17 protein-coding genes are annotated in these 25,177 nt (G+C 58.9%); 5 read left to right on the top strand and 12 right to left on the bottom strand.

The window, feature by feature from the left end:
- Positions 1-34: 34 nt before the first annotated feature.
- Complete coding sequence (locus AACT07_RS14555) at positions 35-799, bottom strand: helix-turn-helix domain-containing protein (protein ID WP_005336490.1); 765 nt, start codon at positions 797-799, stop codon at positions 35-37.
- 1,275 nt (positions 800-2,074) lie between these two features.
- On the opposite strand from AACT07_RS14555, the gene AACT07_RS14550 reads away from it, so the two are divergent.
- Positions 2,075-2,701 carry a porin family protein gene (locus tag AACT07_RS14550; protein ID WP_069528474.1) on the top strand — a complete coding sequence of 209 codons (627 nt, stop codon included), beginning with the start codon at positions 2,075-2,077 and terminating at the stop codon, positions 2,699-2,701.
- An 84-nt stretch (positions 2,702-2,785) separates the two neighbouring features.
- Here AACT07_RS14550 and AACT07_RS14545 read toward each other — a convergent pair whose 3' ends face one another.
- The 9 genes from AACT07_RS14545 to AACT07_RS14505 all read right to left on the bottom strand — a co-directional run bounded on the left by AACT07_RS14545 (position 2,786) and on the right by AACT07_RS14505 (position 17,111).
- Positions 2,786-3,784 carry a sensor domain-containing diguanylate cyclase gene (locus tag AACT07_RS14545; protein ID WP_069528473.1) on the bottom strand — a complete coding sequence of 333 codons (999 nt, stop codon included), beginning with the start codon at positions 3,782-3,784 and terminating at the stop codon, positions 2,786-2,788.
- Positions 3,785-4,153: 369 nt separating this feature from the next.
- Complete coding sequence (locus tag AACT07_RS14540) at positions 4,154-4,804, bottom strand: hypothetical protein (protein ID WP_139123886.1); 651 nt, start codon at positions 4,802-4,804, stop codon at positions 4,154-4,156.
- Between the two features lie 404 nt (positions 4,805-5,208).
- Entirely contained in the window at positions 5,209-6,240 is a 1,032-nt protein-coding gene (locus tag AACT07_RS14535) for a hypothetical protein (protein WP_080560594.1), read from the bottom strand.
- Positions 6,241-6,334: 94 nt separating this feature from the next.
- Positions 6,335-8,413 carry an exodeoxyribonuclease V subunit alpha gene (recD, locus tag AACT07_RS14530; protein ID WP_069528472.1) on the bottom strand — a complete coding sequence of 693 codons (2,079 nt, stop codon included), beginning with the start codon at positions 8,411-8,413 and terminating at the stop codon, positions 6,335-6,337.
- Positions 8,410-12,018 (bottom strand): exodeoxyribonuclease V subunit beta, encoded by a 3,609-nt coding sequence (gene recB / locus AACT07_RS14525; RefSeq protein ID WP_069528470.1) that lies wholly within the window; start codon positions 12,016-12,018, stop codon positions 8,410-8,412. Before recB ends, recD begins: the two co-directional genes overlap by 4 nt.
- Positions 12,018-15,371 carry an exodeoxyribonuclease V subunit gamma gene (gene recC, locus AACT07_RS14520; protein WP_069528469.1) on the bottom strand — a complete coding sequence of 1,118 codons (3,354 nt, stop codon included), beginning with the start codon at positions 15,369-15,371 and terminating at the stop codon, positions 12,018-12,020. The genes recB and recC overlap by 1 nt, the downstream gene beginning before the upstream one ends.
- 258 nt (positions 15,372-15,629) lie before the next feature.
- Complete coding sequence (locus tag AACT07_RS14515; protein ID WP_005336513.1) at positions 15,630-16,022, bottom strand: DoxX family protein; 393 nt, start codon at positions 16,020-16,022, stop codon at positions 15,630-15,632.
- A 39-nt stretch (positions 16,023-16,061) separates the two neighbouring features.
- Positions 16,062-16,748: a pirin family protein gene (locus tag AACT07_RS14510; protein WP_005355292.1), complete on the bottom strand. Its 687-nt coding sequence runs from the start codon at positions 16,746-16,748 to the stop codon at positions 16,062-16,064.
- Positions 16,749-16,778: 30 nt separating this feature from the next.
- Entirely contained in the window at positions 16,779-17,111 is a 333-nt protein-coding gene (locus AACT07_RS14505; RefSeq protein WP_013723379.1) for a hypothetical protein, read from the bottom strand.
- Between the two features lie 258 nt (positions 17,112-17,369).
- Here AACT07_RS14505 and AACT07_RS14500 point away from each other — a divergent pair, with 258 nt between their 5' ends.
- Entirely contained in the window at positions 17,370-18,269 is a 900-nt protein-coding gene (locus AACT07_RS14500) for a LysR family transcriptional regulator (protein WP_069528468.1), read from the top strand.
- A gap of 112 nt (positions 18,270-18,381) precedes the next feature.
- On the opposite strand, the gene AACT07_RS14495 is transcribed toward AACT07_RS14500, so the two are convergent.
- On the bottom strand, positions 18,382-18,732 hold the full coding sequence (locus AACT07_RS14495; protein WP_005355311.1) for a hypothetical protein: 351 nt from the start codon (positions 18,730-18,732) through the stop codon (positions 18,382-18,384).
- Positions 18,733-18,931: 199 nt separating this feature from the next.
- Between AACT07_RS14495 and AACT07_RS14490 the strand changes: the two genes are divergently transcribed.
- The 3 genes from AACT07_RS14490 (at position 18,932) to AACT07_RS14480 (ending at position 22,578) form a co-directional block, all read left to right on the top strand.
- Entirely contained in the window at positions 18,932-19,654 is a 723-nt protein-coding gene (locus AACT07_RS14490; RefSeq protein ID WP_069528467.1) for a response regulator, read from the top strand.
- Between the two features lie 33 nt (positions 19,655-19,687).
- Entirely contained in the window at positions 19,688-21,049 is a 1,362-nt protein-coding gene (locus AACT07_RS14485) for an ATP-binding protein (protein WP_069528466.1), read from the top strand.
- Between the two features lie 140 nt (positions 21,050-21,189).
- Complete coding sequence (locus tag AACT07_RS14480) at positions 21,190-22,578, top strand: transporter substrate-binding domain-containing diguanylate cyclase (RefSeq protein WP_069528465.1); 1,389 nt, start codon at positions 21,190-21,192, stop codon at positions 22,576-22,578.
- 67 nt (positions 22,579-22,645) lie between these two features.
- On the opposite strand, the gene AACT07_RS14475 is transcribed toward AACT07_RS14480, so the two are convergent.
- On the bottom strand, positions 22,646-24,598 hold the full coding sequence (locus AACT07_RS14475) for a ligand-gated channel protein (RefSeq protein ID WP_069528464.1): 1,953 nt from the start codon (positions 24,596-24,598) through the stop codon (positions 22,646-22,648).
- Positions 24,599-25,177: the final 579 nt, after the last annotated feature.

The raw sequence follows: 25,177 nt of genomic DNA, 5'->3' as shown, positions 1-25,177 counted from the left end.
GCCAACAGAGCGGATCCCGCAGGATCCGCCGGGATCAGTTGTCGATATTGGGGATCATGTCGTCGAAGCTCTGGTAGCCGCAGTCGGCCAGTTGCAGCGACATGGTGTAGGTCTTGGCGTGCTCCTGCTGGCCGATGGCGGGGCGGTTGAGCTTGATCTCCTGATGCCAGTACTCCTTCATCCGGTCGATCAGCGCCATCGCCTCTCCCTCGTTGAGGTGCAGCTGGCAGAGCGCCATATAGTTGTTCGACTTGTGCATGTTCTCCACCAGATACTCCCCCAGCACCGACATCGCCTGCCGTGCCTGCTGACGGGCGAAACGGCTGTGCTGCTCGAAGCTGATCCGCTCGCTGATGAGGAAGTGGTAACTGTTGTCGATACCGAGCTGCAAAATGCCGAGCTTCTCCAGCTTGCGCAGATAGAGGTAGCAGGAGGCATCGGTCAGGCCGTACTCCCGCTTGAGATCGATCAGCGTCTTGTCGCGCCAGAAGATATTGGCGAGAAAAGCGTAGAGCCCCGGCTCGTTGTGAAACGCCTCATCCTGCTCCTGGGTGAAGACGGCGCGGCGGCTCTGGGCGTCCTGAGTGCGATCCAGCAACTCCTCGAACGAGAGCCCCACCAAATGGCAGATCTCCAGCAGAGTATCGAACGGCAGGGAGGGCTTGTTCATCATCCGTTTCACGGTCGCGATGGAGACACCCATGGCTTCTGCCAGGGTCTGATAGCGGATCCCCTTGTCGGTCAGGGTCTTCTTCAGGGTGTCGAGAATATTGTTGGCCAGGGTCTGGCTGTAGGTCATGCCACTCTTCCTTGTTATCGCACTTTCATTGCATGGTTATGCCGAGTCAGCTTCTGACCTGTTTTTACCTTCAAGGCTCAGATATTGACACCGAAAAAACAGCCTAGAGAAAAAATCGCCTACAACGCCCATCAGGACAGACCAGTTGAACGATGAGGTCGCAAAATCTGACACCAGACAGTGCATATCTTTCAACCCGCAAACATTTTGCTAGTGCTGCATAGAACATCGCGCATAATCGAAACGTATCGAATTCAAGACCCTTCCTGGTTGAGAAATCGATTGTTTGCTTCCAAATTTTTATCTTTTAAACCGTAAGGTTTTTTCTCTTTCCTGGCATTGGGCGGCGCTGATAGCACCGCCCTTTTCTTTTCCCTGAATTCGCAGGTCAGGTCAAGGGCCCCGGCAAGGGGAAGTGTCACAGGCCACCCGCCGCCCACTGATGCGCCAGCCACCACGACCTCTCTGGCAAGGTATCCTAAACGACCATCAATACCGTGTCATTGCCATTCAATATATTTAAATGGCTTGATTGGAAAGCTTCATTAAATATAAAATGAATATAATCAAGTTATTTATAATTCCAAAAACCTATCTTTTAAATGGCTTGTGCATATAAGCAAATAAAATTAATCAGGCCGCACGACCCATATCTGCTTATCACACCTCACGCCCACCCCAACGAGTGCTGCCGGGAGAAATGAAAAGCCACCCACAAGAGCCCATTCGCGTATCTGATGGGTAGCATGGCCCACACAAAAACAGCCTCAAAAGACCACCAAAACCCTCAGCGGGAACAATCCCAAACCTCAAAAAGAGCAAAAAACAGGCAAAAAGATAGATTTTTTTCTCACGGTTTCACCTTGTGAGGCGTTCAAAAAATCATCGAAAAGAACCTGATGCCAATCAGTGACATCTGAGATGCCAATTTTTAGACAACTCATCACGGCTACGCTCGAATGAAAATTTAATGCCGATATAAATCAATCACATAGAATCAAAACCGAACTCTCAGCCTGTCATTTCCCTCACCAGTTAATTATTTAAACCTCAATAAAGCTAAAACTCTAATAACACCATTTATTAAACAAAATGCCCCTGCTTGCAGCCAGTCATATTTAGAAGAATGGGGAAATCACTCTCTTGTTATTCAAAAATGTGCTGACTATACTGCGGCCCCTCTGTGAGAGCAGAGCAATGACGGAAATATAAAAAGCTTCATGGATTGAGCAATATAAATCACACGCAGTTCACGCAACACAAGGTTATTTATCCATGAACAAGTTTAATAAAATTGCCGCTTTCTCCCTGCTTGCTCTGGCCATGAATGGCGGCGCCCATGCCGAAGGCTGGTATGCAGGTCTGGATCTGACCACCTCCAAGATGGATCTCGATGGTGCTGCCAAAGACGCCTATGACGCCAAAGTGATCGACGACCAGCTCGACGGCGGCAGCCTGATCGTGGGTTACAGCTTCAAACCCTGGTTGGCCGTTGAAGGTGGCCTGCACGCCCAACAGATGGATCAGCTGATTTGGGTGACCTCCCCGATTGCAACCGGCTTTGCCGACACCACCATCGAAACCCGCAGCATCAGCCTGGCCGCCAAGCTGAGCCAGCCGCTGGCCTGGGGCTTCAGCGCCTATGCCAAACCGGGTATCGCCTACACCCGCACCGAAGTGGAAGTTGTCGGCAACGCCACCCTCCTCGGTTTCAGCGGTCAGGGAAGCAAGAGCGCAACCAAGAGCAAGGTACACCCCAATCTGGAAGTGGGTCTGGACTACGCCTTCAACGACCACTTCTCTGCCGGTATCGGTTACGAGCGCCAGTTCGATGCCCTGAGCCTGGGTGACGAGCACTACTCTCTGGATACCTTCAAGCTGGGTCTGCGCTACCACTTCTAAGTCGCGCCGCGTCAGTAACAATACAAAAGGGCCGCAGGTTTCAAACCTGCGGCCCTTTTTACTGCTCTTTTTCCGTACCCCGCGTTAGCAGATCTGGTCTTTACCCAGCTGCTTGGCCTGATAGAGCGCCCGATCGGCACGCACCATCAGGCTCTCTTTCTGCTCATCCTGCTGATACTCCGCCAGCCCGAAGCTCATGGTGGCGGGAGCGTGTGGGCAAATGGACTCGCTCGCCATCAAGGCCTGAAACTTGCTCGCCACCACCAGCGCATCCTCGCGGCCGGTGTTGGGCAACAACACCATAAACTCGTCACCACCCCAGCGGGCCAGCAGATCGATCTCGCGGATATGACGCCGCACCAGCGCCACTATGTTGATCAGGGTCTGATCCCCGGCATTGTGGCCATAGCTGTCATTGATCTGCTTGAAGTTGTCCACATCCATGGCGATCACCGTAAACGGCTGATGGAAGCGGCGCGCCCGCTCGCACTCCAGCTGCAACGCCCGCTCCAGCCGATAGCGACTGGCGGAGCCGGTCAGAGCATCGGTCTCTGCCAGCAGACGGTTCTCCTCGGCTTTCTGTTGCAGCGCCTCGTTGAGTCGCACCAGCTCGGCGGTACGCTCGGCAACCTGCTGCTCCAGCGACTGATTGCGCCGCTCCAGCTGCTCCAGCAACAACTTGCTGGCGTGGATATCGCGATGGGCGCCGATCATCCGCGCCACAGACCCGTCGGGATTGCGCTCAATGATGCGGCCACAATCCTCAATCCAGAGGTAACTGCCATCCCGGCAGCGGCAACGGTACTCGGCGCGATATTCGTGGGCACTGCCGCTCAGGCAGAGATCGAACTTCGCCATCACTGCCGCCAGATCGTCGGGGTGGATCACGTTCTCCCAGGTGAAGACGGTATTGCCGAGGGAGTGAGGCTCGTAACCCAGCATCCGGTACCAGCCAGGGTTGCGATAGACAAAACCGGTATTGGCATGCCAATCCCAGATGCCATCGCTGGTCACCTCCAGAATGCCATGCACCACGGCCTCGCTGACATCCGAGATCCTGATCGTGTCACTGTCCTGCACCATAGCAGTTATCCTTGTTCTTCCGCCCCGCGCCACCACGGGGAATCGCGCTGTTGTCGTGAGGCGCTACCTTGGCATATTGCAACAGATCTGTCAGCCAGAACCCCACCGCACCACCGTTTCCCCGGTTATCGGCCACTCACGGCGCAGGCTGAATCAGGGTGGCCATAAGTGTGGCTCAAGCGCGCCCCATTTACCGGATTTAACTCACGATTCAGTCATTTGGGGGATGGAATAATCGGGCAGAGCAAGAGGGGTGACCAAGTGCAGCATATTGTGCCAACCCGCTCCCCTCACCCTCTCCCAGAGGGAGAGGGGATAAAGCAGCATCGGAAATATGATCGCCAACCACACCGGTTCGATTAGAGAAACTTAATCTGGGCGCGGGAACGAGATTACCCTCTTATTTAGTTGCTGGAGAGCGGTTGGCGGTGAGGGGATAGAAAAATAAGATTTTTCTGGATATACCTTGTAGCTCTCCAGGTATGACCCAGCCTCATTAACCCGAGTTTTCACCCATACCTCACCATAATTCCGAATCTGTGCCTTACCAAGCTCACTATCACTGTAACAAAGATCAAACCAATACCCTGTATGCTTATCTTTTATTTTTAAGCCTGCCTCACAACGGCCGTATTTGCCTTTGGATGGTCCGGGATGAACCACTTTATATTCCGTATCATAACTGACCACTTTATCTGGATAATAATAGACGTACATATCATAGCCATACCATGACGTTATAAGCATCATAAAGAAGCAATTACAAAACGCTTTTGAAATATATTTTAAGGCATGACGTCTGGGACATCGAAAAGCAGTTACTATTGCACCCACTAATCCAAATAACGCACTGATAGTAATGTAGGTGAGCGACTCAGGAACCAACTCAGCAATAAGTGTTTTATCTGATAATTTTGTCTTGAATAAGATACTTGCCAACCATAGAACAACCAGAAGTATAAAGCCAACCCCAAGCAGCATGTTTTTTTGCCGTTCGCTTTTAAAACTATGAATTGTCATTTTACTGCCTGATTTATTATTAAAAACGAAAAGTATCCCTCCATTTTGCAAGATAAATATGGGTGGCGCAATTCACTTCGTTCATTGCACCCTACCCGATTTTACGAAATGGGCATTGTGTAAACCGGCTCCCCTCACCCTAGCCCTCTCCCAGAGGGAGAGGGGATAAAGCAGCATCGGGGATATGGTGTTGGCAATGGCGTGTATAGCCACGGCGCCAAACCTCCCCTCTCCCGTTTATTAGAAAAGGAGGAGAAGGGTCGGGGATGAGGGGGAGGAAAAAAGAGATTACGCGGTAAACGTTGGGCTTTGCTACGCTCAGCCACAACCTACACAATCGGTAGGTTGGTGCTGAGCCTGCGAAGCCCAACATACGGGATGAAATAAATGTGTCATTTGTCGAATCAATATGCACATGTAGTTAGTGAGTCCAATAATTTCCTTCGAGATATGAAAATGGCATCTGTTAATTTACGTAAATAACTCCCAAGCTCCATATCAACCTGATCTATTCCAGGCCAGAAAAATGGCACTTTTTCATTTTGAAGACTTTCAATAAACATGATGTGTGTTAGTGCCAAAATGATTCTTGGAAAATTTGATGGTTCATGAAAATCATTTTTCAATAGATGAACAATCAAGTGTCTATTAAAACCGTTTAGTGATCTATCTGAACCACTTGGCTTATATAACACTGATGAGAAGAATTTTCTAAATGCATTTATTACATCGCATTGGGGATTAACATGTGTTAGAAAATCTATTTCCACCTCGCTGTTATAACCTTTCCCTGGATGCCAGATATATGGAGACATGTAATTCCTCCCCCGTTGCATTATTAACTCTTTAAGACCTTTTTCAAACTCTACTGTACTGACCGTATTTATCCCTTGATTGAGGATACAGACCTGAATATTCCTCAAGCCAGCTTCAAAAACAGGAAAAAGAGACATAATCGCTATGTGATCCAACCCCATATGATAGGCTTCAATAGCTTCAAATATTATTGTCTTATAGTCTGCTAATGAGTCACTCACAGAGAAATACTTATTGAAGTATGTTGCATAAACATCAGGTGTGAAGTTTTCATGTAGCCATTCACTAGCTGATTTATATGGGTCATCCGTTTTATTAATACGACCTATATCTCTTACAATTGTGCCTTCTCCAATAAAAAGTGGAACTGGTATTGACAAATTAAGCATTCGTTCCTGAAGCGCTGTCACCCTACCCCACTTCTTGTTCAAATCTGAAATTGGTCGTTCTGTTACATAACATCTTCCTTCATCAGTTTGAATGTCAAATCCATCTCGACCTAAATTTTTCTTTGTTACTTCCACATCAACCGAATCCCGTTTTTTGAAAATGAACTTAATATGTTCTTCAGTTAACTTAGGTGTCTGACAAAGGGATTTTAAGGTCTTCTCATACTTCATATATGATATTTTTCCTATGAATTAATTTAATGGCAGCTTGAGTTATTCAAGCGCAATTAAACGGCGGTGAATCCCTTTACCGCCGTCCAATCCATCACTCCCCCAACCTCTCCGCCAACCCGGAATAACGCTCGGTCTTTTTCCTTACCGCTTGTGCCAGCAGGGCGCGGTCGCCGTAGAGATCGAGGCGAGCCTTGGCGCGGGTGATGCCGGTATAGACCAGCTCGCGGGTCAGCAGCGGGCTGGGGCTGTCGGGCAGCACCAGTACGGTATGGGCAAACTCCGAGCCTTGGGATTTGTGGATGGTCATGGCATAGACCGTCTCGTGGGGTGGCAGCCGACTGGGCAACAGGGCCCGCAGGGTACCGTCCGGCTGCTCAAACCATACCTTTAACCGGCCAGTTTCATCGGGCAGGCAGAGCCCCATATCGCCGTTGTAGAGGCCGACGCCATGGTCGTTGCGCACCACCATCACCGGACGACCGGCATACCAGTCGCCATCGCGGGCGATCAGGCCAGCCCGTGACAGGGCCAGTTCGAGCCGCTCGTTAAGTCCCAGCACCCCGAACGGGCCATCGCGCAGGGCACAGAGGATCTGGAAGCTGTTGAATGCCTTGAACACAGCGGCGGGCGCTTCCCCCGCGCGGGCCGCCTTCAGATAGCTGCCGTAACCGGCCACCCCCTGGGCAATCAGGGCGTCGTAGGCCTCCCCCGCCCAGGGGTGCAGGCTGATATCGGCAAAGCCCATGCCCCAGACTGATTCCACCGCCGTGGCATCGCCGCTGTTGCAGGCGCGCGCCAGCTGGCCGATGCCCGAATGCTGATCAAAGCGCCAGCTCTTGGCCAGCAAGCAGAGGCTGTCGCGCACCGGTGCCCCTGCGGGCGAGCCCTGCAGGCGGTAGCCAGTCTGGCGGGAGAGCCAATCCGCCTGCGCCGGGCTGATGCCCTGTTCGATAAAGCTGCAGATATCGCCGAGCACGGCCCCCGCCTCCACCGAGGCGAGCTGATCCTTGTCGCCGAGCAGGATCAGGCGGGCGTGGCTGGGCAGCGCATCGAGCAGGCGTGCCATCATCGGCAAGTCGACCATGGAGGCCTCATCCACCACCAGCAAGTCAAGGTGCAGCGGGTTGCCCGCGTGGTGGCGGAACTGGGTGCGCCCCGGAATGACCCCGAGCAGCCGGTGCAAGGTGCCCGCTTCGGTGGGGATCGCTTCGACCCACTCGGGGGGCAGGTCCAGAGCCTGCAGGGCAGAGCCGATACTCTCGGTGAGGCGCGCCGCCGCCTTGCCGGTGGGGGCCACCAGCCGGATCGCCGGGGCCTTGCCTGCTTGCAGGCCGGTCTCCACCAGAATGGCGAGCAGTTTGGCGACCGTAGTGGTCTTGCCGGTGCCGGGGCCGCCGGAGATCACCGCAAAGGGGCGTGCCGCCGCGGTGGCCGCCGCCAGCTTCTGACCGTTGCAGCAGAGCGCCTCGGGCACCAGCGTATCCAGCTTGCTCAAGTCGCTCGCCGCCTGGGCGCTGGCCAGCAGCGTCTCGATGGCGGGCCAATCCACCTCGTTCGGGAACACCAGATCCAGATACTTCTCGATAAAGTGGCGGGCCGAGAAGTCGGGGGCGAGGCGGGCTTTCAGCAGCGCCGCGAACACCAACCCATAGTCGCGGGCAAACAGCCGCGACAGGGCCGGGGCTATCTCCGGCCGCTTATGCCCCTCTTCTGGCGCTCGCTCGCTCAAAGCGCGCAGATGGCGGGCCACCCCCAGTTCAAAATCGTGGTAGCGGGTGAGGTAGAGCCGCCCGTGCCACAGCCGCAGCGGCCAGCGCGGGGTTCGCCCGTCATCCTGCTCACAGCCGACCAAGGGGCTGGCCGCAAACAGAGCGGGCCAGCGGGCAGGATCCGCCAGATCCAACAGCAGATCCTGGCTCTGCTGGGGATCCAGCCCGAACGGCCGCAAGGATCCGGCAGCGAGCATCTCCAGCGGCAGACAGACATGACCGCGCCCCAGCTCGAAGCAGGCGAGCGCAGCCCCCAGCACCAGCTCGGGGCTGCCGCCAAGGTCTGCCACCAGCCTGGCAAATTGCAGATCCAGCTGGCGGATGCGGCCAGCCAGCGCCAGTGTTTTGAGCCGTTCAACCATCATTGCGCTGGTCGCGGTGCTGATTATGGTGCCGCTCATGCCTCTACCTCGTTCAATGCTTGGGATCCCGCTGCTGGCAGCTCACTGCCTTCGCGAAACAACTTATCCAGCCCCAGCACCAGTTCACGGCTCGGGCGGGTATGGAAAATGCCCCCCTGCGGCATGCCGCGCAGGAACAGATAGAAAACGCCGCCAAAGTGCTGCTCGAAGTCGTAACCCGGCAGGCGCAGGGTGAGCAGCCGGTGCAGCGCCAGCGAGTAGAGCTGGTATTGCAGGTCGTAGCGGTGCTCGGCCATCGCCCGCTCCAGCGCCGGACGGCTGTAATCGGCGGGGCTCATGCCGAGGTGGTTGGATTTGTAGTCGAGCAGATACCAGCGCCCCTGCCACTCGAACACCAGGTCGATAAAACCCTTGAGCATCCCCTGCACGGTGGCAAAGCTGAGCGGCTTGTTGCCCCGCGACAGCGGGTCGTGCTGCTGGCAGAGGGCGGTCAGCGCCGGGGCCGTCACCCGCCCCATGGGCAGGAAGAACTCCAGCTCCACCTGTTTGCGCTCGGCACTCAAGTCCCGCAGCCGCACCGGCTCACCAAAGCCTGTTTCCAGCGGGGTATCCAGCACCGCCTCCACCTGCTGTTGCAACACGGGGGCCCAGCTCTCGTCGAAGCCATCTTGCGCCAGCAGGGTGGCAATATGCTCCGCCAACGGCTCGCCCGCGGCGCTTTGAAAGTCGATGGTCTCGAACAGACTGTGCAGCAAGGTGCCGGGGCGCGCCCCCTTCGGGAAGGTGAAGATGGAGGGCTGGGGCGCCTCTTCAGGTTGCTCGGAAGCCAGCGCAGCCGCCTCGGTGACGACCTCATCATCGAAGCCGGGATTGGCGAGCACGCCCTTGCTGTGGCCGTGGCCCTGCGCCGCCAGCCCGGAGTAGGAGCTGATCCACCAGTCCCGCTCAAGGGAGCCGCTAAAGTGGCGCACCTGCGGCTCGCCCAACTGCTCCTCCTCTGGTGGCAGCGGGGCCGGACGGGTGAGCGAGGGCTCACCGACGGCCACCCCGGGCAGCGCCTGCGCCAGCTCGGTCAGGGCGGTCGCCAGCGTCTGTGCATCCCCCTCCTCGCCCTTTTGCAGCAGGTAGCCGATGGCGGTGTGGTGCAGGTCAGTCTTCTCCGACTTGCCCGCCCCCGCCCGCACCGGCGCCAGCCCCAGCCAGGTGGCGTAGACGCCCCGGGTCAGCGCCACATAGAGCAGCCGCAGATCTTCGGCAAGGCGCTCCCTATCCGCTTCGGCGAGCGACGAGTCGCCGCCGGTCAGATCGAGAATGGTGCGATTGCCCGCCTCGTCCGCCTCGTGATAGAGCGGGGTCTCGGCGGTTCTGTGGCTGCAGATGAAGGGCAGGAACACCAGCGGGTACTCCAGCCCCTTGGATTTGTGGATGGTGACGATCTGCACCAGCTTGCGCTCGGATTCGAGGCGCAGTACCTGCTCCGCATCCTGCCCGTTGGGGCGGCTCACCGCCTTCCCCAGCCAACGCAGCAGGGCATATTCGCCATCCAGCTCGCTGCTCACCTGTTGCAGCAGCTCGCCGAGATGGAGGAAGTTGGTCAGCCGCCGCTCGCCGTAGGGGCTCGCCAACAGCGAAGAGGCGAGATTGCGCCGGTGCAGCAGGGCCCGCAGCATCGCCAGCACACCACGGCGGTGCCAGATCTTGCGGTACTCCATAAACTCCTGCACCGCGCTCTCCCACGCACGCTCGTCGCTGGCCAGCCCATCGAGCGCCTTGGCGTCGAGGTCAAACAGGCCGGTGGCGAGCGCCGCCCGCAGGCTGCGCTCCTCGCTCGGGTTCTGGCAGGCGTGCAAAATCAGCAAAATCTCCCGCGCCTCCGTCTGCTCCAGCACGCTCTCGCGGTTCGACAGATAGACGGAGGCGATGGCGAGGCGCGCCAGCTCCTGCTGCACCAGCTTGCCCTCGGCGCCGGTGCGCACCAGCACGGCGATATCCCCGGCCTTCACCGCTTTGTCACCGATCTGCGCCTTGCCCTCGCGGGCCAGCGTCAGCAGGTGGTGGATCTCGGCGGCGGTGGCGCGGGCCATCTTGCTCTGGTAATCCCCCCGATTGAAGGTCGGCTGGCCGCTCAGCTGCCAGCAGTGGAGCACGGGCGCGGTGACGCCATCGAGCAGCAGCGCCTTGCTCTTGCCCTGCGCCTCCACCGGCAGGAAGGGGATATCCGCCTCGTAGATAAAGGGATCCTTGGCCCGCTCGAACAGGCCGTTGACCGCCCCCACCAACGCACTGCTGGAACGCCAGTTGCGCCCGAGGGTGTAGTGGGCGCTCACATTTCGCCGCGCCTGAATGTAGGTAAAGATGTCGGCGCCGCGAAAACCGTAGATGGCCTGCTTGGGGTCACCGATCATCAACAGCGCCGTGTCTGTGTGGCCGCCGTAAAGCCGATGGAAGATGCGGTACTGCTGGGGATCGGTATCCTGAAATTCGTCGATCATCGCCACCCGATAGGTGGCGCGAATCCGCTCGCAGAGCCGCTCGCCAAGGCTGGAGCCAAGCGCCCCGTCGAGATCTTTCAGCAAGTCATCGAACGAGAGCTGATGAGCCTGCCGCTTGCTCGCCTGCATCCGGCTGCGCACTACTGTGGCGGCCCGTTGCAGGATGAGATCGCGAATACCGGGACGGCTCGCCAGCAACTCGTCTATCTGGCTGAACAGCGGCAGGGTCGGCACAGCGCCCCCCTTCTTGAGGTTCTCCTCCAGCACCGTCTGACCGAAGCGCTCCAGCTCCTTCGGGATGGCGTAGCCACTGCTCTCGTCCTGCGCCCAGTCGGCTATCTTGGCAAGCCACCCTTCGTAGTTCTTGCCGGTGTAGCGGCTTACTTGCCCATCCGTCTGGCGGCGGATCTCGTCCATCTGCGCCAGCCATTCACTCTTCACCGCCTCAATGCGGGCCATAGCTGCATGATGGCGGGCGGCGAGGGTCTCATCCCCCAGCGCGGGGTGGATCTCCAGCTCGCTGTTGTCGAGCCAGCTGCCCATCTCCCGCAGCAGGGCGGCGGGGCTCGGCCAGAGCGCGCGCACCGCGCTGGCGAGGGCTTTATCCACCGGATAGAACTCGGATCGCCAGTAGTCGCTCACCGCCTGCAGCCGAAGCTGGCTGTCGTCGGTAAGAAATTCGGTTTCAAAGAGTGCGCCCGACTCGAAGGCGTTCTGCTTGAGCATCCGCTGGCAGAAGCCGTGGATGGTAAAGACCGCCGCCTCGTCCATCTGCCGCTCGGCGGCCAGCAGGTGGCGGGCCGCCAGCTCGTGATCCTCCACCTCGGCCAACAGTTGGGCCAGCAGGGTGTCACTGCTATGGCCGCGCATAAAGGCGAGCCGCGCCTCGTGGATGCGGCCGCGGATCCGCCCGCGCAGCTCGGCGGTGGCCGCTTCGGTAAAGGTCACTACCAGAATTTCGGTCACCGAGAGGGGCCGCTCGTGGGCGCTCGGCTGACCGGCATCAGCCCCCTCTTCGATGAGCGGGCCGTGACCCAGCAGCAGGCGCAGGTAGAGACCGGCGATGGTGTAGGTCTTGCCGGTACCGGCGGAGGCTTCGATCAGTCGTTCACCATGGAGGGGAAAACGCAGGGTATTGAGCGGGTTAGCCATTATTTCAGCTCCTCCAGGGTATTGAGCAGGGGGGTCAGGTGTTCGCGGGCAAGCGCCTGCAACTGACCAAGCACCTCGTCATCGAGTTCGGGGAAGCAGCGGGCAACGTAAACGTCTTGCCCCTCCCCATTGATCATCCAGCCGCCGTTGAAACGGGTGAGAGCCGCCTTGTCGGCCGCCTCCGGCTTGTCGGGATCCTTCTCGATCGCCTTGAGCCAATCCCAGGCGGTGTTGGGGAAAAACGGCAGCGGCCGCTTCATCCCCTGCGCCCAGCACGCCACCAGCGCCGCCAGCTTGGGCCGCGCCTCGTCGGCAGCGAGCTTGGCTAACCGCAGACTCTGTTTGGCATCGAACAGCAGGGTGTCGCCGGGGGCGCTGCTCAATGAGAGGCAGAGGTGCTGGATCCAGCCCAGCAGCAGATCCTTGCCGTTGAAGCTGCCGGGTTTGACCACCAGCAAACGCCCCTTCTGGGTGTCGATCCACCCTTGCAGCTGGCCCTGAGTGAGGGAGATATCGATCTCCACCGCCTGTTTTTCTGACTCATTGGCAGCAACCCATGGCCGCAGCCGATCCGCCAGCTTGCCCATCTCGGCATCCAGATCGTCCAGCAGCAGGCTGCCGAACCACCCTTGCGGCAGCAGGCCGGTGAGCTGCAACCGCTCGCGACGCTCGGTGCTATCCCCTTCTGCCAGATGGGCATCGAGCAGCAGATCTTTCAGCTGGTAATGTTGCAGGCCATCCAGCTCGAACGGCTCGCTGTCCTCGATGTTGGCTTCGTTCAGCTCGAACCACACCTTGAGGCGGCGGTTGAGGAAATATTTGGTGGGCTGGCGATAGAAGCGCAGCAGCTCCGCCAGCTCCAGCCCCTGCTCCTTGCCCCATTCGGGAGGTAAAGGCAGCTCGCCGCTCTGGAAGTTGGCCGCGCCGCGCACCGGATTGAGGGCGGGCAGCCAGTCGGCGGCATAGGTAAAGAGACGCGAACCCGGCTCCGGGTAGAAGTAGTTGCGGCTGTAGGGGGTGAGCGGATGCGCCACCATCAGGTGATTGAGCAGCCGCTTGCCGGAGGTTTCGTCGTCGAGATCCTCATCCCCCGCCAGCACAAAGCCCTGCCGCACATAGTCGATCAGCTCCGCCAGCAGCACCGACGGCACCTTGTCGCTGTTGTCCTGCGCACTGAAGCCCTGATAGCTGATGTAGAGCCCCTGCTGGGCACTGAGCAGCGCCTCGAGGAAGAGGTAGCGGTCATCATCACGACGGGAGCGATCCCCCCGCCGCGACGCCACCGCCATCAGATCGAACCCCATGGGGGCCAGGGTGCGCGGGTAGACGCCGTCGTTCATGCCGAGCAGGCAGACCTGCTTGAAGGGGATGGAGCGCATCGGCATCAGGGTGCAGAAGTTCACCTGACCGGCGAGGAAGCGCTGGCTGGAGCGGGACTCCCCCAGCACGCTGCCGAGGTAATCCTGCAACAGGTCGGCGGTGATGGGTTGATCGAAGCGGGCCTCGCCGAGCCGGGTCTGCCAGTCGGCCAGCTGACTGCGAATAAGCTGAAGCTGACGTTCTTCATCTTCGTCGGCCACATAGAAGCGCTCCAGCAGCGCCAGCAGGCAAGCGTTCCACTCCGCCAGCGGCTGCGCCTGTTGCAGGCGGGGCAGGAATTCGGCCAGCGAATCGACAAACCAGGCGAGCTTGCCGAGTGCCAACCCCTGCTGACCCTCGATATCGGCGTAGGGCAGGATGCCCGCCACCGGCTCGCCATCCCCCATGGCAAAGCCGAGCAACATGCGGCGCAGACCGAACAGCCAGCTGTTGCCGGACATGGGCGGCAGATCGAAACGGACGGGATAGCCGTCGTCCAGCCCCCAGCGAATGCCGGTCTCCTGCACCCAGACCCGCAGCTGGTTGAACTCCTCGTCATCCAGATCGAAACGGCGCAGCACGGCGGGCACCTCGAGAATGGCGAGCAGCTCCCCCGCCCCGAAGCGGGCATTGGGCAACCTGAGCAGGGCGAGGAAGCTTTGCAGCAGCGGGCTTTCCTGACTCGCCGCCCGATCCGAGACCGCAAACGGGATCTGGCCCCGCGCCCCGAACACCGCCTGAATGTAGGGGCCGTAGCTGTTCACATCCGGCATCATCACCACCACATCTTTCGGGGTGAGGGTGGGATCCTGCTCGAACAGCGCCAGCAGCCGGTCGTGCAGCACCTCGAGTTCGCGCATCGGGCCGTGGCAGGCGTGGATCTGCAAGGATCCATCCGCCGGATCGATCGGGCTCTTGTGGTGGCTGCAGTCGAGATCGAACTGGCCGGCGCCCCGTTCGGCCAGCTCCAGCACATCCTTCTGGATGGCATGCAGCAGCTTGATATTGCCCTTGCCATCCAGCTCGTCGATATCGACGAAGGCCTCGATTTGCGGCACCTCCAGCTCCATCAGCTGGTGCAGGTAGTCGCGCCCCAGCTTGCCCATGGAGGCGAGCAATGGGTTGGCGGGGCCCTGCAATGTCTCGATATCGGTGCCGGGTTTAAGCTTGTTTTCGAGGCGCGCCAGGGTCTTGCGATCCAGCAGATCTCCCCAGTAGTAGCGGCAGGGGTTGGTGACGAACAGGTGCACCTCCACCTCCGGCCGACTGCCGAGGGCCAGCAATGCCTCCACATAGCGCGGCGGCAACGCCGAGATGCCAAACACAAAGACCCGCTGCGGCAGCTTGCCCGGCAGATCGGCGGTGCGCGCCAGCTCGTGGATAAACTCCTCGTAGAGGTTGGCGCGGTGGTAACCGCTCGGAGAGAGCGCCAGGGTGCGAGCCACCAGCTCGCGCCACAGTTCGGGCTGCCAGTCCTGACCGCTCACCCCGGCCAGCTCCTGACTCAATCCTTCCCCCTCTTCCCAACGGGCGATCCAGTCTGGCCGGTAGACCAGATACTGGTCAAAGAGATCCGCCACCTTCTGGCAGAGCTGCCACAGCCGCACCTGCTCGGGATCCTGGGCAGGATCCTCCTCATCTCCCCCGCCCAGATAGGCGGCGAGCGGGGCAAAAGCAGGACGATCCAGCAGGGCAGGCAGAATGGTCATCAGCTGCCAGCTCATGGATCCCTTGTTGTAGGGGCTTATGCGAGGCACATCTGCCAGCACCCGGGTGAACATCTCCCAGATAAAGCTGGCGGGCAGCGGAAAGTCGATATTGGCGGCGATGCCGAAGGCCTTGGCCAGCTCCAGCTTGAGCCACTGGGCCATGCCCGGACTCTGCACAAGGATCTGCTCCCGATCGAAGGGGTGAGAGAGGGGGGCCTGCCGGATGCGGCTCACCAGCAGCTCTTTGAGCAGATCCAGCTGATTGGAGTGGTAGAGGGTAAACATGAGCAATTCCCGCCTGTGGATGAGAGGGGGCGAGGGAAAAGGCGAGCCATTTCCGTCACTTCACAAGAGAGGGAATTGTCAGGGATCGGGGGATAAGATGCAAAAGGCACTTGTGGCCAGCAGGCGGGCAAACCGCTGAACCATGAGGGGCGCCGCAGATTTGTGCCGTCACCTCACCTACCCGGAAAACGCAGACAGAAAAAAGCCGGTGCAGTTGCACCGGCCAAAAGGCATTGGAAAACTTGACTCTTCAAGGCATTACCAGTTTTTGCCGAGACGGGCATCCACACTGAAAGCCCCTGCTCCGGCCGCCGCCAGCGCTAGGAAACCACCGGCCACTGAGACGTTCTTCATAAACATCAGCATCTGCATCTGTTCTGCAGGCTGATAATGGAAAATAAAGGCAGCCATCAGGGTGAAACCGGCCAGCAGCACGGAGAGGCTGCGGGTAAAGAGACCGAGCACGACGGCAAGGCCACCACCCAGCTCAAGCAGGATCACCAGCGGCAACATAAAGCCCGGCACGCCCATCGCTTCCATATAGCCTTGGGTTCCGGCGTACCCGCCGATCTTGCTCCAGCCCGCCATTACGAACATCAGCGCCAGCAGTACACGACCCGCCAGCAGCGCTACATCTTTCATCTTGTCCATTTCATATTCCTCGTTTGTGTCACATCACCGCTGACTGCTTCAGGGTAGGTCAAATAACAGGGCTTGGCTGGCACTGGTCGCAACCAGCTCCCACCGGTATTCATCACGACTGAGTACCCCGTCGCCGGGTCGGGCAGCCAGACCGTTGGCGGTCAACTCCCCTGAAATCATCTGCAGGTAACCGTGTCGGCCAGCCAGTGCCCATTCGAGCGTCTCGCCCGGGGCCAATTCCAGCCGCCATACGCGGGCCTGTTGGCGGATCCGCAGCGATCCATCCTCGCCATCCGGTGACGCCACCAGCGTCATGCCCGGTCTGGACTCGATCTTCTTCTGCTGATATCCGGGTGGCGTGCCGAACTCGTTCGGCTCGATCCAGATCTGCAACAGGGAGAGAGGATCCGTCTGCGAGGGGTTGTACTCACTGTGGCGGATCCCGCTGCCTGCGCTCATCAGCTGGAAATCCCCTGCCGGGATCTGCTCGGCATGGCCGAGGCTGTCCTTGTGCTCTATGGTGCCTTGCAACACGCAGGTGAGGATCTCCATGTTGGCGTGAGGGTGGGTGGCGAATCCGCCACCCGGCGCAACCAGATCCTGATTGATCACCCGCAGTACCGAGTGCCCCATCCACTCCGGGTCATAGTAGTGACCGAAGGAGAAACTGTGGCGCGCGTCCAGCCAGCCAAAGTTGGCCTTGCCCCGCGCTTCTGCGGCTCTCAATTGCATCATGGTCTGCTCCTCACCTACCGGGACGGTTGATTAACGCTGTTTGCCGCTACCGATACCGAACGGAATACGGTACTCGCTGCTCTGGTCAGCCAGGCTGACAGTCAGGTTGCCCTGGGTACGGCTCGGGATCCGCACCTGCTGGGTGCCAGTCAGGTTGGCGTGGACTGATGCCAGCAGATCGCCAGACTCGTCACGCACTTCCAGCATCGGATTGGCTTTGCCATCCATTGCGGCAGTGGCGTTCCAGTTCACAAACAGCACGCCGGGCATGGCATTGAAGTCAGCCGGTACGGAAGCCTGGGCGAAACCAGTGGTCATCAGGCCTGCAACGGCCAGCATCTTGATTACGTTTTTCATGTTCATTCACTCTCTTGTTTTATATGTCATTGCCAAGGCCTTTTCGGCCAGAATCAATGCATCCATGCAAGAGGTTATTCAAATAGTGTGTTGTTCTTTCACCGACATCAGACAGACCGATTTGGTGTGTCACAGTGCGGAACTACCCGCATATTTGGCCGCTCGACGTTCCTGCCTAAGCGTTGATTGAATATTAAAGTGACATGACCTAACTTGTTAGCGAGATAAACTGGCAAACATATTCAAAAAAATTGAAGGTGAGGAATGGCCAAGGAATCGAACAAGGAGCGGGCGCTGACCCTGGAGGCAATCCGGGTGCTGGACGCCATCGACCGCCGCGGCAGCTTTGCGGCGGCGGCCGACGAGCTGGGCAAGGTGCCCTCGGCATTGAGCTACACGGTGCAGAAGCTGGAAGACGAACTGGATGCCATGCTGTTTGACCGCAGCGGCCACCGCACCAAGTTCACCCCGGCGGGGCGCATGCTGCTGGAGCGCGGCCGGGTGCTGCTGGAGGCAGCCGAGCATCTGGTAGGCGAGACCCGGGCGCTGGCCCGTGGCTGGGAGACCGACATCACAGTCGCCGTCGATGCGCTGGTCCCGGTGCAGGCCCTCTACCCCTTGGTGGAGAAGCTGGCCGAGCAGACCGATACCCGACTGCGGCTGCGGGCCGAGGTGCTGGCGGGTAGCTGGGAGTGTCTGGAAGATGGCCGCGCCGACCTGCTTATCTCCTCCGTCAACCCGGACATCATGATGACCGGCATCAAGCATCAGGTGATCAAGGACGAGGTGATGCTCTACGTCGCCCATCCCGATCATCCGCTGCATCAGGAGCCCGAACCCTTGGCCGACGAAACCCTGCGCCGCTACCGCGCCATCGCCGTCGCCGATACCGCGCTGCGCAAACCGGTGCTCACCTACCGCCTGCTGGACAAGCAGCCGCGCCTCACCGTCAGCACCATGACGGAGAAACGGGATGCTCTGCTGGCAGGGATCGGCGTCGGCACCATGCCACAAAGCTGGATTGAGGAGGACATCAAGGCCGGTCGGCTCAAGGTGATCAGCCCCGAATATCGCCATCAATTGCAGGTGGTGCTGGCCTGGCGGCGAGACACCATGGGCAAGGCCAAAAGCTGGCTGGTGCGTGAGATCCCAAAACTGTTTTAAAACAGTGGCGGTGAATCAACACTGCTTTGCCAGCGCCATTCGCCATAACAAAAGAGAGGGGGAGCAACGTGCTCCCCCTCTCTCATCTTCGGCACACCTTGTCAGGTGTGGCTTACTGATTCGCTTCGGCGAACTGCTTCATCGCTTCTGCGTGCTTGGTCATACCGGCGGCACGCTCGTTGAGCTTCTTGATGAACTCCGCCTTCTTGGCAGGATCTTCAATGCGGTCATAACGTTGCTGCAGGTTGGCCTGGATCTGCTCAGGGGTCATGTTCTGCATGCGGGCCATCTTGTCGTGGCGACCACCGTGGTGTTTGCCACCCATCATGCCACCACCGTCCATCGGGCAATCCACCATGGCACCGGGCTGGCCGGTGGGGGCCGCTTCACTGGCTGCATAGGCGCCCAGCGGCAGGCCAAGGATCAGGGTGGCAGTCAGCAGGGTTTTGGTCAGCTTTTTCATGGTCTATCTCCTGTAGGGATGATTCTGGTTCGGCGCTCTTGCCTTGCCCTCAAGTAAACACCCTATCGGTGTCTGAACTTTGCCAGCATCAACCTTTTTTGTAGCAGAGTGTGGCATCGTGCGGATCTGGCACACTTTGACACAAACCGCCGGGCGGATTTTCGTATACTCGTGCCAACGCCAAGCAGGGGAGGTATTCATGAATCAGGGCAGCACCCACATTCTGGTGGTCGACGACCACAGCGAGATCCGCGATCTCTTGAAGCGCTTTCTGGAGCAGCACGGCCTGCGGGTCAGTTGCGCCCGGGATGGCAAGGAGATGAAGCGACTGCTGGAGGAGCGGGAGTTCGACCTGCTGGTGCTGGATCTGATGATGCCGGGTGAAGATGGTCTGACCCTCTGCCGCGAGCTGCGGGTCAAATCGAACCTGCCCATCATTATGCTCACGGCCATGGGGGAAGAGACCGACCGCATCATAGGGCTGGAGATGGGGGCCGACGACTATCTGGCCAAGCCTTTCAATCCGCGCGAGCTGCTGGCGCGCATCAAGGCGGTGATGCGCCGCACCCAGGCCGAGACCCAGCCCGCCGCCGAGACCCTGACCCGGGACCTGCGCTTCGATCGCTGGCTGCTAGACGTCAATCGTCGGGAGCTGGTCGACGAAGATGGGGTCGGTCTGAGCCTCTCCACTGCCGAATTCGATCTGCTCAAGGTGTTTCTCGAACGCCCGCAACGGGTGCTGAGCCGGGATCAACTGCTGGATCTGGCCCGTGGCCGCGAGGCGGTGGCCTTTGATCGCGCCATCGATACCCTGGTGAGCCGCCTGCGCCGCAAGCTGGAGCGGGATCCCAAGCATCCGGAGCTGATCAAGACCATCTGGGGTGGCGGCTATATGTTCTCCGCCGACGTGACACAGGTTTAAACAGTGGGCACTTTGCGACGACTGTGGGCACGGATGTGGCCCAAGGGGCTGACCGGCCAGATCATTCTGGTGGCGCTGGCGGGGTTGATCCTGATCCAGCTGCTCAGTATCCAGATCTACCGCACGGATCGGGAGGAGGCGCTCGGCTTCGTCAACAGCCGCAACGCCATGCAGCGGATCATCTCTGTGGTCAGACTGCTCTCCCTCTCTCCTCCGTCCCTCTATGACGAGATCCTCAAAGCGAGCCGCAGTGAGACCCTGCTGCTGCGCCTCTCCGACGAGCCGCTGCAACCGGATAACCGCAGCCCCCGCTTCGAGCAGCTGGTGCGCTCGCGCCTCAACTACCCCCCCGGCCTCACCGTCGAGATCAGCGCCGAGCTGAAAGAGGATACCCAGCGCAGCAAGGCGTGGGAACATCATGCCCGCATGATGCGGGATCGCAAGGGGCCGCCCCCGCCGCGGGATATGCGGCTCTATGGCTCCATCGAACTGCCGCAGGGAGGCTGGCTGCAGTTCAGCTCGCTGGTCGACAAGGAGGCGGGCAGCTGGTCGTGGCAGACCACCCTCAATCTGATGCTGGTCGCCAGTCTGGTGATCGGACTGATGGTGCTGCTGTTTCGCCGTGCCACCCGCCCGCTCAAGCAGCTGGCAGGCAATGCGGAGCGGCTCGGACGGGGCGAGGATATCGAGCCCTTGAAAGAGGAGGGGCCGACCGAGATCCGCGAATCGATTCAGGCCTTCAACCGGATGCACACCCGGCTAGACCGCTTCGTGCAGGACAGAACCCGGATGCTGGCGGCCATCTCCCACGATCTGCGTACCCCCATCACCAGCCTGCGGCTGCGCACCGAGTTTCTGGCCGATGGCGAGGACAAGGAGCGCATCCAGCAGACCCTGCAACAGATGGAGCAGATGCTGGCCGCGACCCTCAGCTTTGCTCGCGAGGAGGGGAAGCAGGAGGCTACCCGCGAGCTGGATCTGGTCAGCCTGCTGGTCAGCCTGTGCGATGACTATGCCGATACCGGCCAGCCGGTCACCTGTCTGGCGGAAGGCAAAGAGGTCTACGCCTGCCGGGCCAACACCCTGCGCCGAGTGCTGCAGAACCTGATCGGCAACGCCATCAAATATGCCGGCAGCGCCGCAGTGTCGCTGGAGCGGCGCAAGGAGGAGCTGTTGATCCGGGTCTGCGATAACGGGCCGGGGATCGATCCGGCGCGGCTCGAAGATGTGTTCAAACCGTTCGTGCGGCTCGACGAGGCGCGCAACACCGAGTCAGGCAGCGTGGGGCTCGGGCTCTCCATTGCCCGCACTCTGGTCCATCAGCACGGCGGCGAGCTGACCCTGCTCAATCGGCCACAGGGGGGACTGGAGGCGCGGATCAGCCTGCCGCTGTAAGTAGTTACTCTATCCGCCAGCCTTGTCATGGCGCCATTTGCATCATGCAAACTTCATCATTTGAGCGCTTGTTCTTCGATCAGAAAGACGGTGATAATCGGTGACCACGGGACGGTATACGGCAACGGATTGGAGCAAGGATGGCCTCTTCCAGGACAGGAGTCATAGTCAGTATCGGATGGGGGCTCCTGCTACTCGCCCTTGCCCTGCCTGCCTGGGCCAAAGCCCCGGAAGAGCCGCTCATCATTACCAACTCCAAAGCCTGGCAGCCCTTCTCCTATATCAATGAGTCGGGCCAGCCGGATGGCCTGCTGATCGATTTGTGGCGTGAATATACCCGGGTGACCGGCCAGAAGATCGAGTTCAGGCTGGTCGACTGGCAGGGCTCCCTCGACATGCTCCATGAGGGGAAAGCTGACGTTCACGCCGGACTGCTCTGGTCACCGGAGCGGGACAAACTGTTCGACTATGGCCGGCCTCTCGCCCAGCTCGACTCCCAACTCTTCTTCTCGAGCGAATTGCGCGGCACAGATGTACATTACTACCTGCTCCATGAAACGGTCGGTGTGGTAGCCGGTGGCTACGAGGAGTATTACGCCAGACGCTACTTCCCCGGCACCAGACTGCAGACCTTCAATGACAATGACACCCTGCTGGCGGCGGCCTTTCGGGGCGACATAAAAGCCTTTATCGCCGATCTGCAGGTCGCCAACTTCTACATCTATACCTCGGACGATCCCACCCGCTTTATTCCGGTTCGCCACCTCTATACCGACCAGATCCGCTTTGCGGTGAAAAAGGGCGACCTTGCCCTGTTAAACCGGCTGGAAGAGGGGTTCGCCAAGCTCAAAGAGAGCGATCGGGAGCGGATCATCCGCAAGTGGATGCATGTCGAAACCGTCTACCCCATCCATCTCGGTCCCTGGCTACTGTTTGCCGGAGTGTTAATCATGATGGCCTACATAGTACAACTGCGCCGCGCCGTTGCCAGCCGCACCACCGAGTTGAGCCGCGCCAACGCCAGACTGGAGAAACAAGCCAGTACCGACCCCCTGACCGGCCTGCTCAACCGACGGGCATTCATGCCCGCCATGGAGCAACGACTGGCAAGCGGGGCTCCCTGTGCTCTGCTGCTGTTCGATGTGGATCACTTCAAGGAGACCAATGACCGCTTTGGTCATGGCATCGGGGATCTGTTGCTGGAAAAGCTGGCCACGACTGTGAGCAACCTGTTGCCTGAAGAGGCTCTGCTGGCCCGCATCGGCGGCGAGGAGTTTTGCCTGCTGCTGCCGCTGGCCACACTGGCAGAGACAGAACAATGGGCCGAGCGGATCTGCCTGGAGAGCAACCGGCAAACCCTGCACACCAGCAGCGACGAGGTGACCCTCTCCATCAGCACCGGGGCAGTCTGGGTCGCCGCAGAGAGAGAGGCTGATGCCGACCAGCTACTACGGCAGGCTGACGCCCTCATGTATCAGGCCAAGGGACTGGGGCGCAATACCTGGCAAGCCGCCCCCTATCAGGCATAGTCCCCTGACGGACACGCAATAAAAACGGCCGCCATCGGAAGATAGCGGCCGCATGACAGGTTCCCTATCAGAAGTTGTAAGTCACGCCCAGGTTGTAGCGGCGACCATCCAGCACAGTGCCATAGCTGCTGTAATCCACCGTCTTGTCGAACAGGTTGTAGACCCCGGCGGTCAGATCCAGATGATTGTTGGCCTTGTAGACCAGGCCCATGTCAAAGAAGGTGTAGGAAGGAGTCCCTTCCGCCATCTTGACCCGGCTCAGGTACTCGGAAGTCTCGCCACGGAAGTTTACCCGTGACCAGAGGCTGAGATCCTCGGTGGTTTGCCAGTCAACACTGCCGTTGAACATGTGACGGGGCATCTGGTTGAGGGCATGACCCGCCAGTGGACCACTCTTCTGCTCGGACTGGGTAAAGGTGTAGCTGGAGCTGACCGACCAATCCTCATTGATGGCCCAATTCATCATCCCCTCGACACCGCGCATGTTGGCCTTGTCGACGTTGACCCGATCACTGATGAAGTCATAGCTGTGACCATTGAGGGTACAGGCGGGATCGCTCTTGCTGGTGCAACGACGCACTTCGGATATCTTGTTCTTGAAGTCGGTGTTGAACAGGGTAACACCGGCGTTGAAGCCCTGATGACCATTCCACAGCAGGCCGATCTCTTCACTCACACTGGTCTCGGGTTTGAGGTCCGGGTTACCGACCAGCATGCCATCCAGGCTGCCACCACCGGTGACCTGGCCCCAGTTTGCCGCTGACATCCTCAAGTCAGGGGAGCGGTAACCGGTTGATACGCCCCCTTTCAGGGTCCAGCTATCATCCAGATGCCAAACTCCGTAGAGGCGCGGGCTCCAGTGAGAACCGTAGTTCTGATCCCGATCCATGCGTGCGCCCCCTGTCAGGGCAAAGCTGTCAGTAAGTGACCACTCATCCTCGACAAACATCGCCCAACTCCAGCGGGTCAGCTGCTCGGCAGGGTTGGCTACTTTCAGGTTATTGCCCTGGTCGTGCAGATCCTCATAGCGATACTGACCACCGACACTCAGGTAGTGATCCCCCAGAATAAACTGGGTATGGGTATCGGCGATGGTGTTGGTAAGCTCCATCTTGCGAGCGGGGTTGCTGTTGGTCTCCTGCTGCAGATAGCTGCTGGAAGAGCCGAAATCATACTGGCCATCATGGGTCAGCGCATAGTTGGTGCGCTCGTAGCGATAAAGGTTATCTTTCGCCTTGGCAGCCAGCGAGTTGCCGGCCGTACGATTCCGATCCTGTAGGCTGCGACTGGCTTCCAGATCGAAGCGGTTATGGTCATCAGGCTTGAAGCTGAGCACGGCCGTGCCACTGCGAGTCTCCTGCTCGGCAAAACCCTGGGTAAATTTGTCTTCACCACGATGGGCAAGCTGACCGTTGAAACGCAGCCCCAACACGCCATCGATCAGTGAACCTGCGGTATAGGCATCGGTCTGGAAGCTGTTGCCAGCATCCTTGTTCTCCTGGAAGGTCGAATCAGCATGAACCGAGCCCTGCCAAGCCAGGCCGGTGGTCTTGCGGGTAATCACGTTAATCACGCCCCCCATGGCATCGGAACCATAACGGGATGACATGGGGCCACGGACGACCTCAATGCGCTCAATCGCCTGCAGTGGCGGCAGCCAGCCCTGCTCGATACCCGGACCATCGCTGTTCGGGCGAGTGCCACGGCTATCCACCTTCTTGCCATCAACGAGCATCAGGGTGTATTTCGACCCCATACCGCGAATGCTGATATCACTGCTGCTACCCCCCCCCGTCACCACGACACCGGGGACATCCTTCAGTGCGTCGGTCACGTCGCGATAGGCTCGCTTCTCCAGCTGTTCGCGGGTAATCACGGAGATGGAGGCGGCAGAATCTTCAATCTTCTGCTGGAAGCCGGAAGCGGTAACGACCATCACCTCTTGTTTGGCAGCATAGGCCTGGGTCGCAAGAAGGGAGCAGATCAGCAAGGCAAGCTTGTTCGGTTTCACTGTTGTCATGTTTTAGCCTGAACATTTTTAGTAGGAAGGTGACGTATTCCCTTACTTCACTTATTACAACGCCCTGGCATCCGGCCACGCGCAGTATTAGAAAAGGCTCATTTGAAAAGCACTTTATTAATCAGCCCGCATTGTAACGACCCCGCCCCGATCATTCAAACAATAATCATTATCATTTATCTCGCATGGCATTCCTGCTGCAAAACAGTTCATTCTTGATAAGAGACTGTTTTAATGGAATAAATCCATAAGCAAAAAAGGGGATTACACAAACAAGTGGAAGCGATGACGTACCGTTGCAAGATGGCCTGATTTAATCCTCAAGCTCTATCAGCTCGCAGCGGAACAATATGGCCAAGATGGGATGTGCTGCGATACAGAGGTGGAAACAGTAGCAAGATCGCCAACAGGGGAAGGTATTGCCATCGTGGTGCGATGTCGGCAGCTCACCAGCAGGCTAAAAATACCAAAACCCGGTCATGAAGCCGGGCTTTTGTATTCGTTCTGGTGTGAAAGTCTTGGGTCGCTGGGTAAAGAGCGCCCATAGCAAAAAGGCCTTCCCATCTGGGAAGGCCTTTA

Source organism: Aeromonas sp. ANP5 (assembly GCF_963870295.1).
In the GTDB taxonomy this organism is placed as follows: Bacteria; Pseudomonadota; Gammaproteobacteria; order Enterobacterales; family Aeromonadaceae; genus Aeromonas; species Aeromonas veronii.
The sequence above is the reverse complement of the archived record's forward strand: the minus strand, read 5'-3'. Positions and strand labels throughout refer to the sequence as shown.

What these genes read in the sequence shown, in the direction of transcription:
- recB (WP_069528470.1), bottom strand. Translation starts at nt 12,018, where the DNA reads ATGGCTAACCCGCTCAATACCCTGCGTTTTCCCCTCCATGGTGAACGA.
- AACT07_RS14490 (WP_069528467.1), top strand. Translation starts at nt 18,932, where the DNA reads ATGAATCAGGGCAGCACCCACATTCTGGTGGTCGACGACCACAGCGAG.
- AACT07_RS14540 (WP_139123886.1), bottom strand. Translation starts at nt 4,804, where the DNA reads ATGACAATTCATAGTTTTAAAAGCGAACGGCAAAAAAACATGCTGCTT.
- AACT07_RS14555 (WP_005336490.1), bottom strand. Translation starts at nt 799, where the DNA reads ATGACCTACAGCCAGACCCTGGCCAACAATATTCTCGACACCCTGAAG.
- recD (WP_069528472.1), bottom strand. Translation starts at nt 8,413, where the DNA reads ATGAGCGGCACCATAATCAGCACCGCGACCAGCGCAATGATGGTTGAA.
- AACT07_RS14480 (WP_069528465.1), top strand. Translation starts at nt 21,190, where the DNA reads ATGGCCTCTTCCAGGACAGGAGTCATAGTCAGTATCGGATGGGGGCTC.
- AACT07_RS14545 (WP_069528473.1), bottom strand. Translation starts at nt 3,784, where the DNA reads ATGGTGCAGGACAGTGACACGATCAGGATCTCGGATGTCAGCGAGGCC.
- AACT07_RS14550 (WP_069528474.1), top strand. Translation starts at nt 2,075, where the DNA reads ATGAACAAGTTTAATAAAATTGCCGCTTTCTCCCTGCTTGCTCTGGCC.
- AACT07_RS14535 (WP_080560594.1), bottom strand. Translation starts at nt 6,240, where the DNA reads ATGAAGTATGAGAAGACCTTAAAATCCCTTTGTCAGACACCTAAGTTA.
- AACT07_RS14485 (WP_069528466.1), top strand. Translation starts at nt 19,688, where the DNA reads ATGTGGCCCAAGGGGCTGACCGGCCAGATCATTCTGGTGGCGCTGGCG.
- AACT07_RS14515 (WP_005336513.1), bottom strand. Translation starts at nt 16,022, where the DNA reads ATGGACAAGATGAAAGATGTAGCGCTGCTGGCGGGTCGTGTACTGCTG.
- AACT07_RS14510 (WP_005355292.1), bottom strand. Translation starts at nt 16,748, where the DNA reads ATGATGCAATTGAGAGCCGCAGAAGCGCGGGGCAAGGCCAACTTTGGC.
- AACT07_RS14505 (WP_013723379.1), bottom strand. Translation starts at nt 17,111, where the DNA reads ATGAACATGAAAAACGTAATCAAGATGCTGGCCGTTGCAGGCCTGATG.
- recC (WP_069528469.1), bottom strand. Translation starts at nt 15,371, where the DNA reads ATGTTTACCCTCTACCACTCCAATCAGCTGGATCTGCTCAAAGAGCTG.
- AACT07_RS14495 (WP_005355311.1), bottom strand. Translation starts at nt 18,732, where the DNA reads ATGAAAAAGCTGACCAAAACCCTGCTGACTGCCACCCTGATCCTTGGC.
- AACT07_RS14500 (WP_069528468.1), top strand. Translation starts at nt 17,370, where the DNA reads ATGGCCAAGGAATCGAACAAGGAGCGGGCGCTGACCCTGGAGGCAATC.
- AACT07_RS14475 (WP_069528464.1), bottom strand. Translation starts at nt 24,598, where the DNA reads ATGACAACAGTGAAACCGAACAAGCTTGCCTTGCTGATCTGCTCCCTT.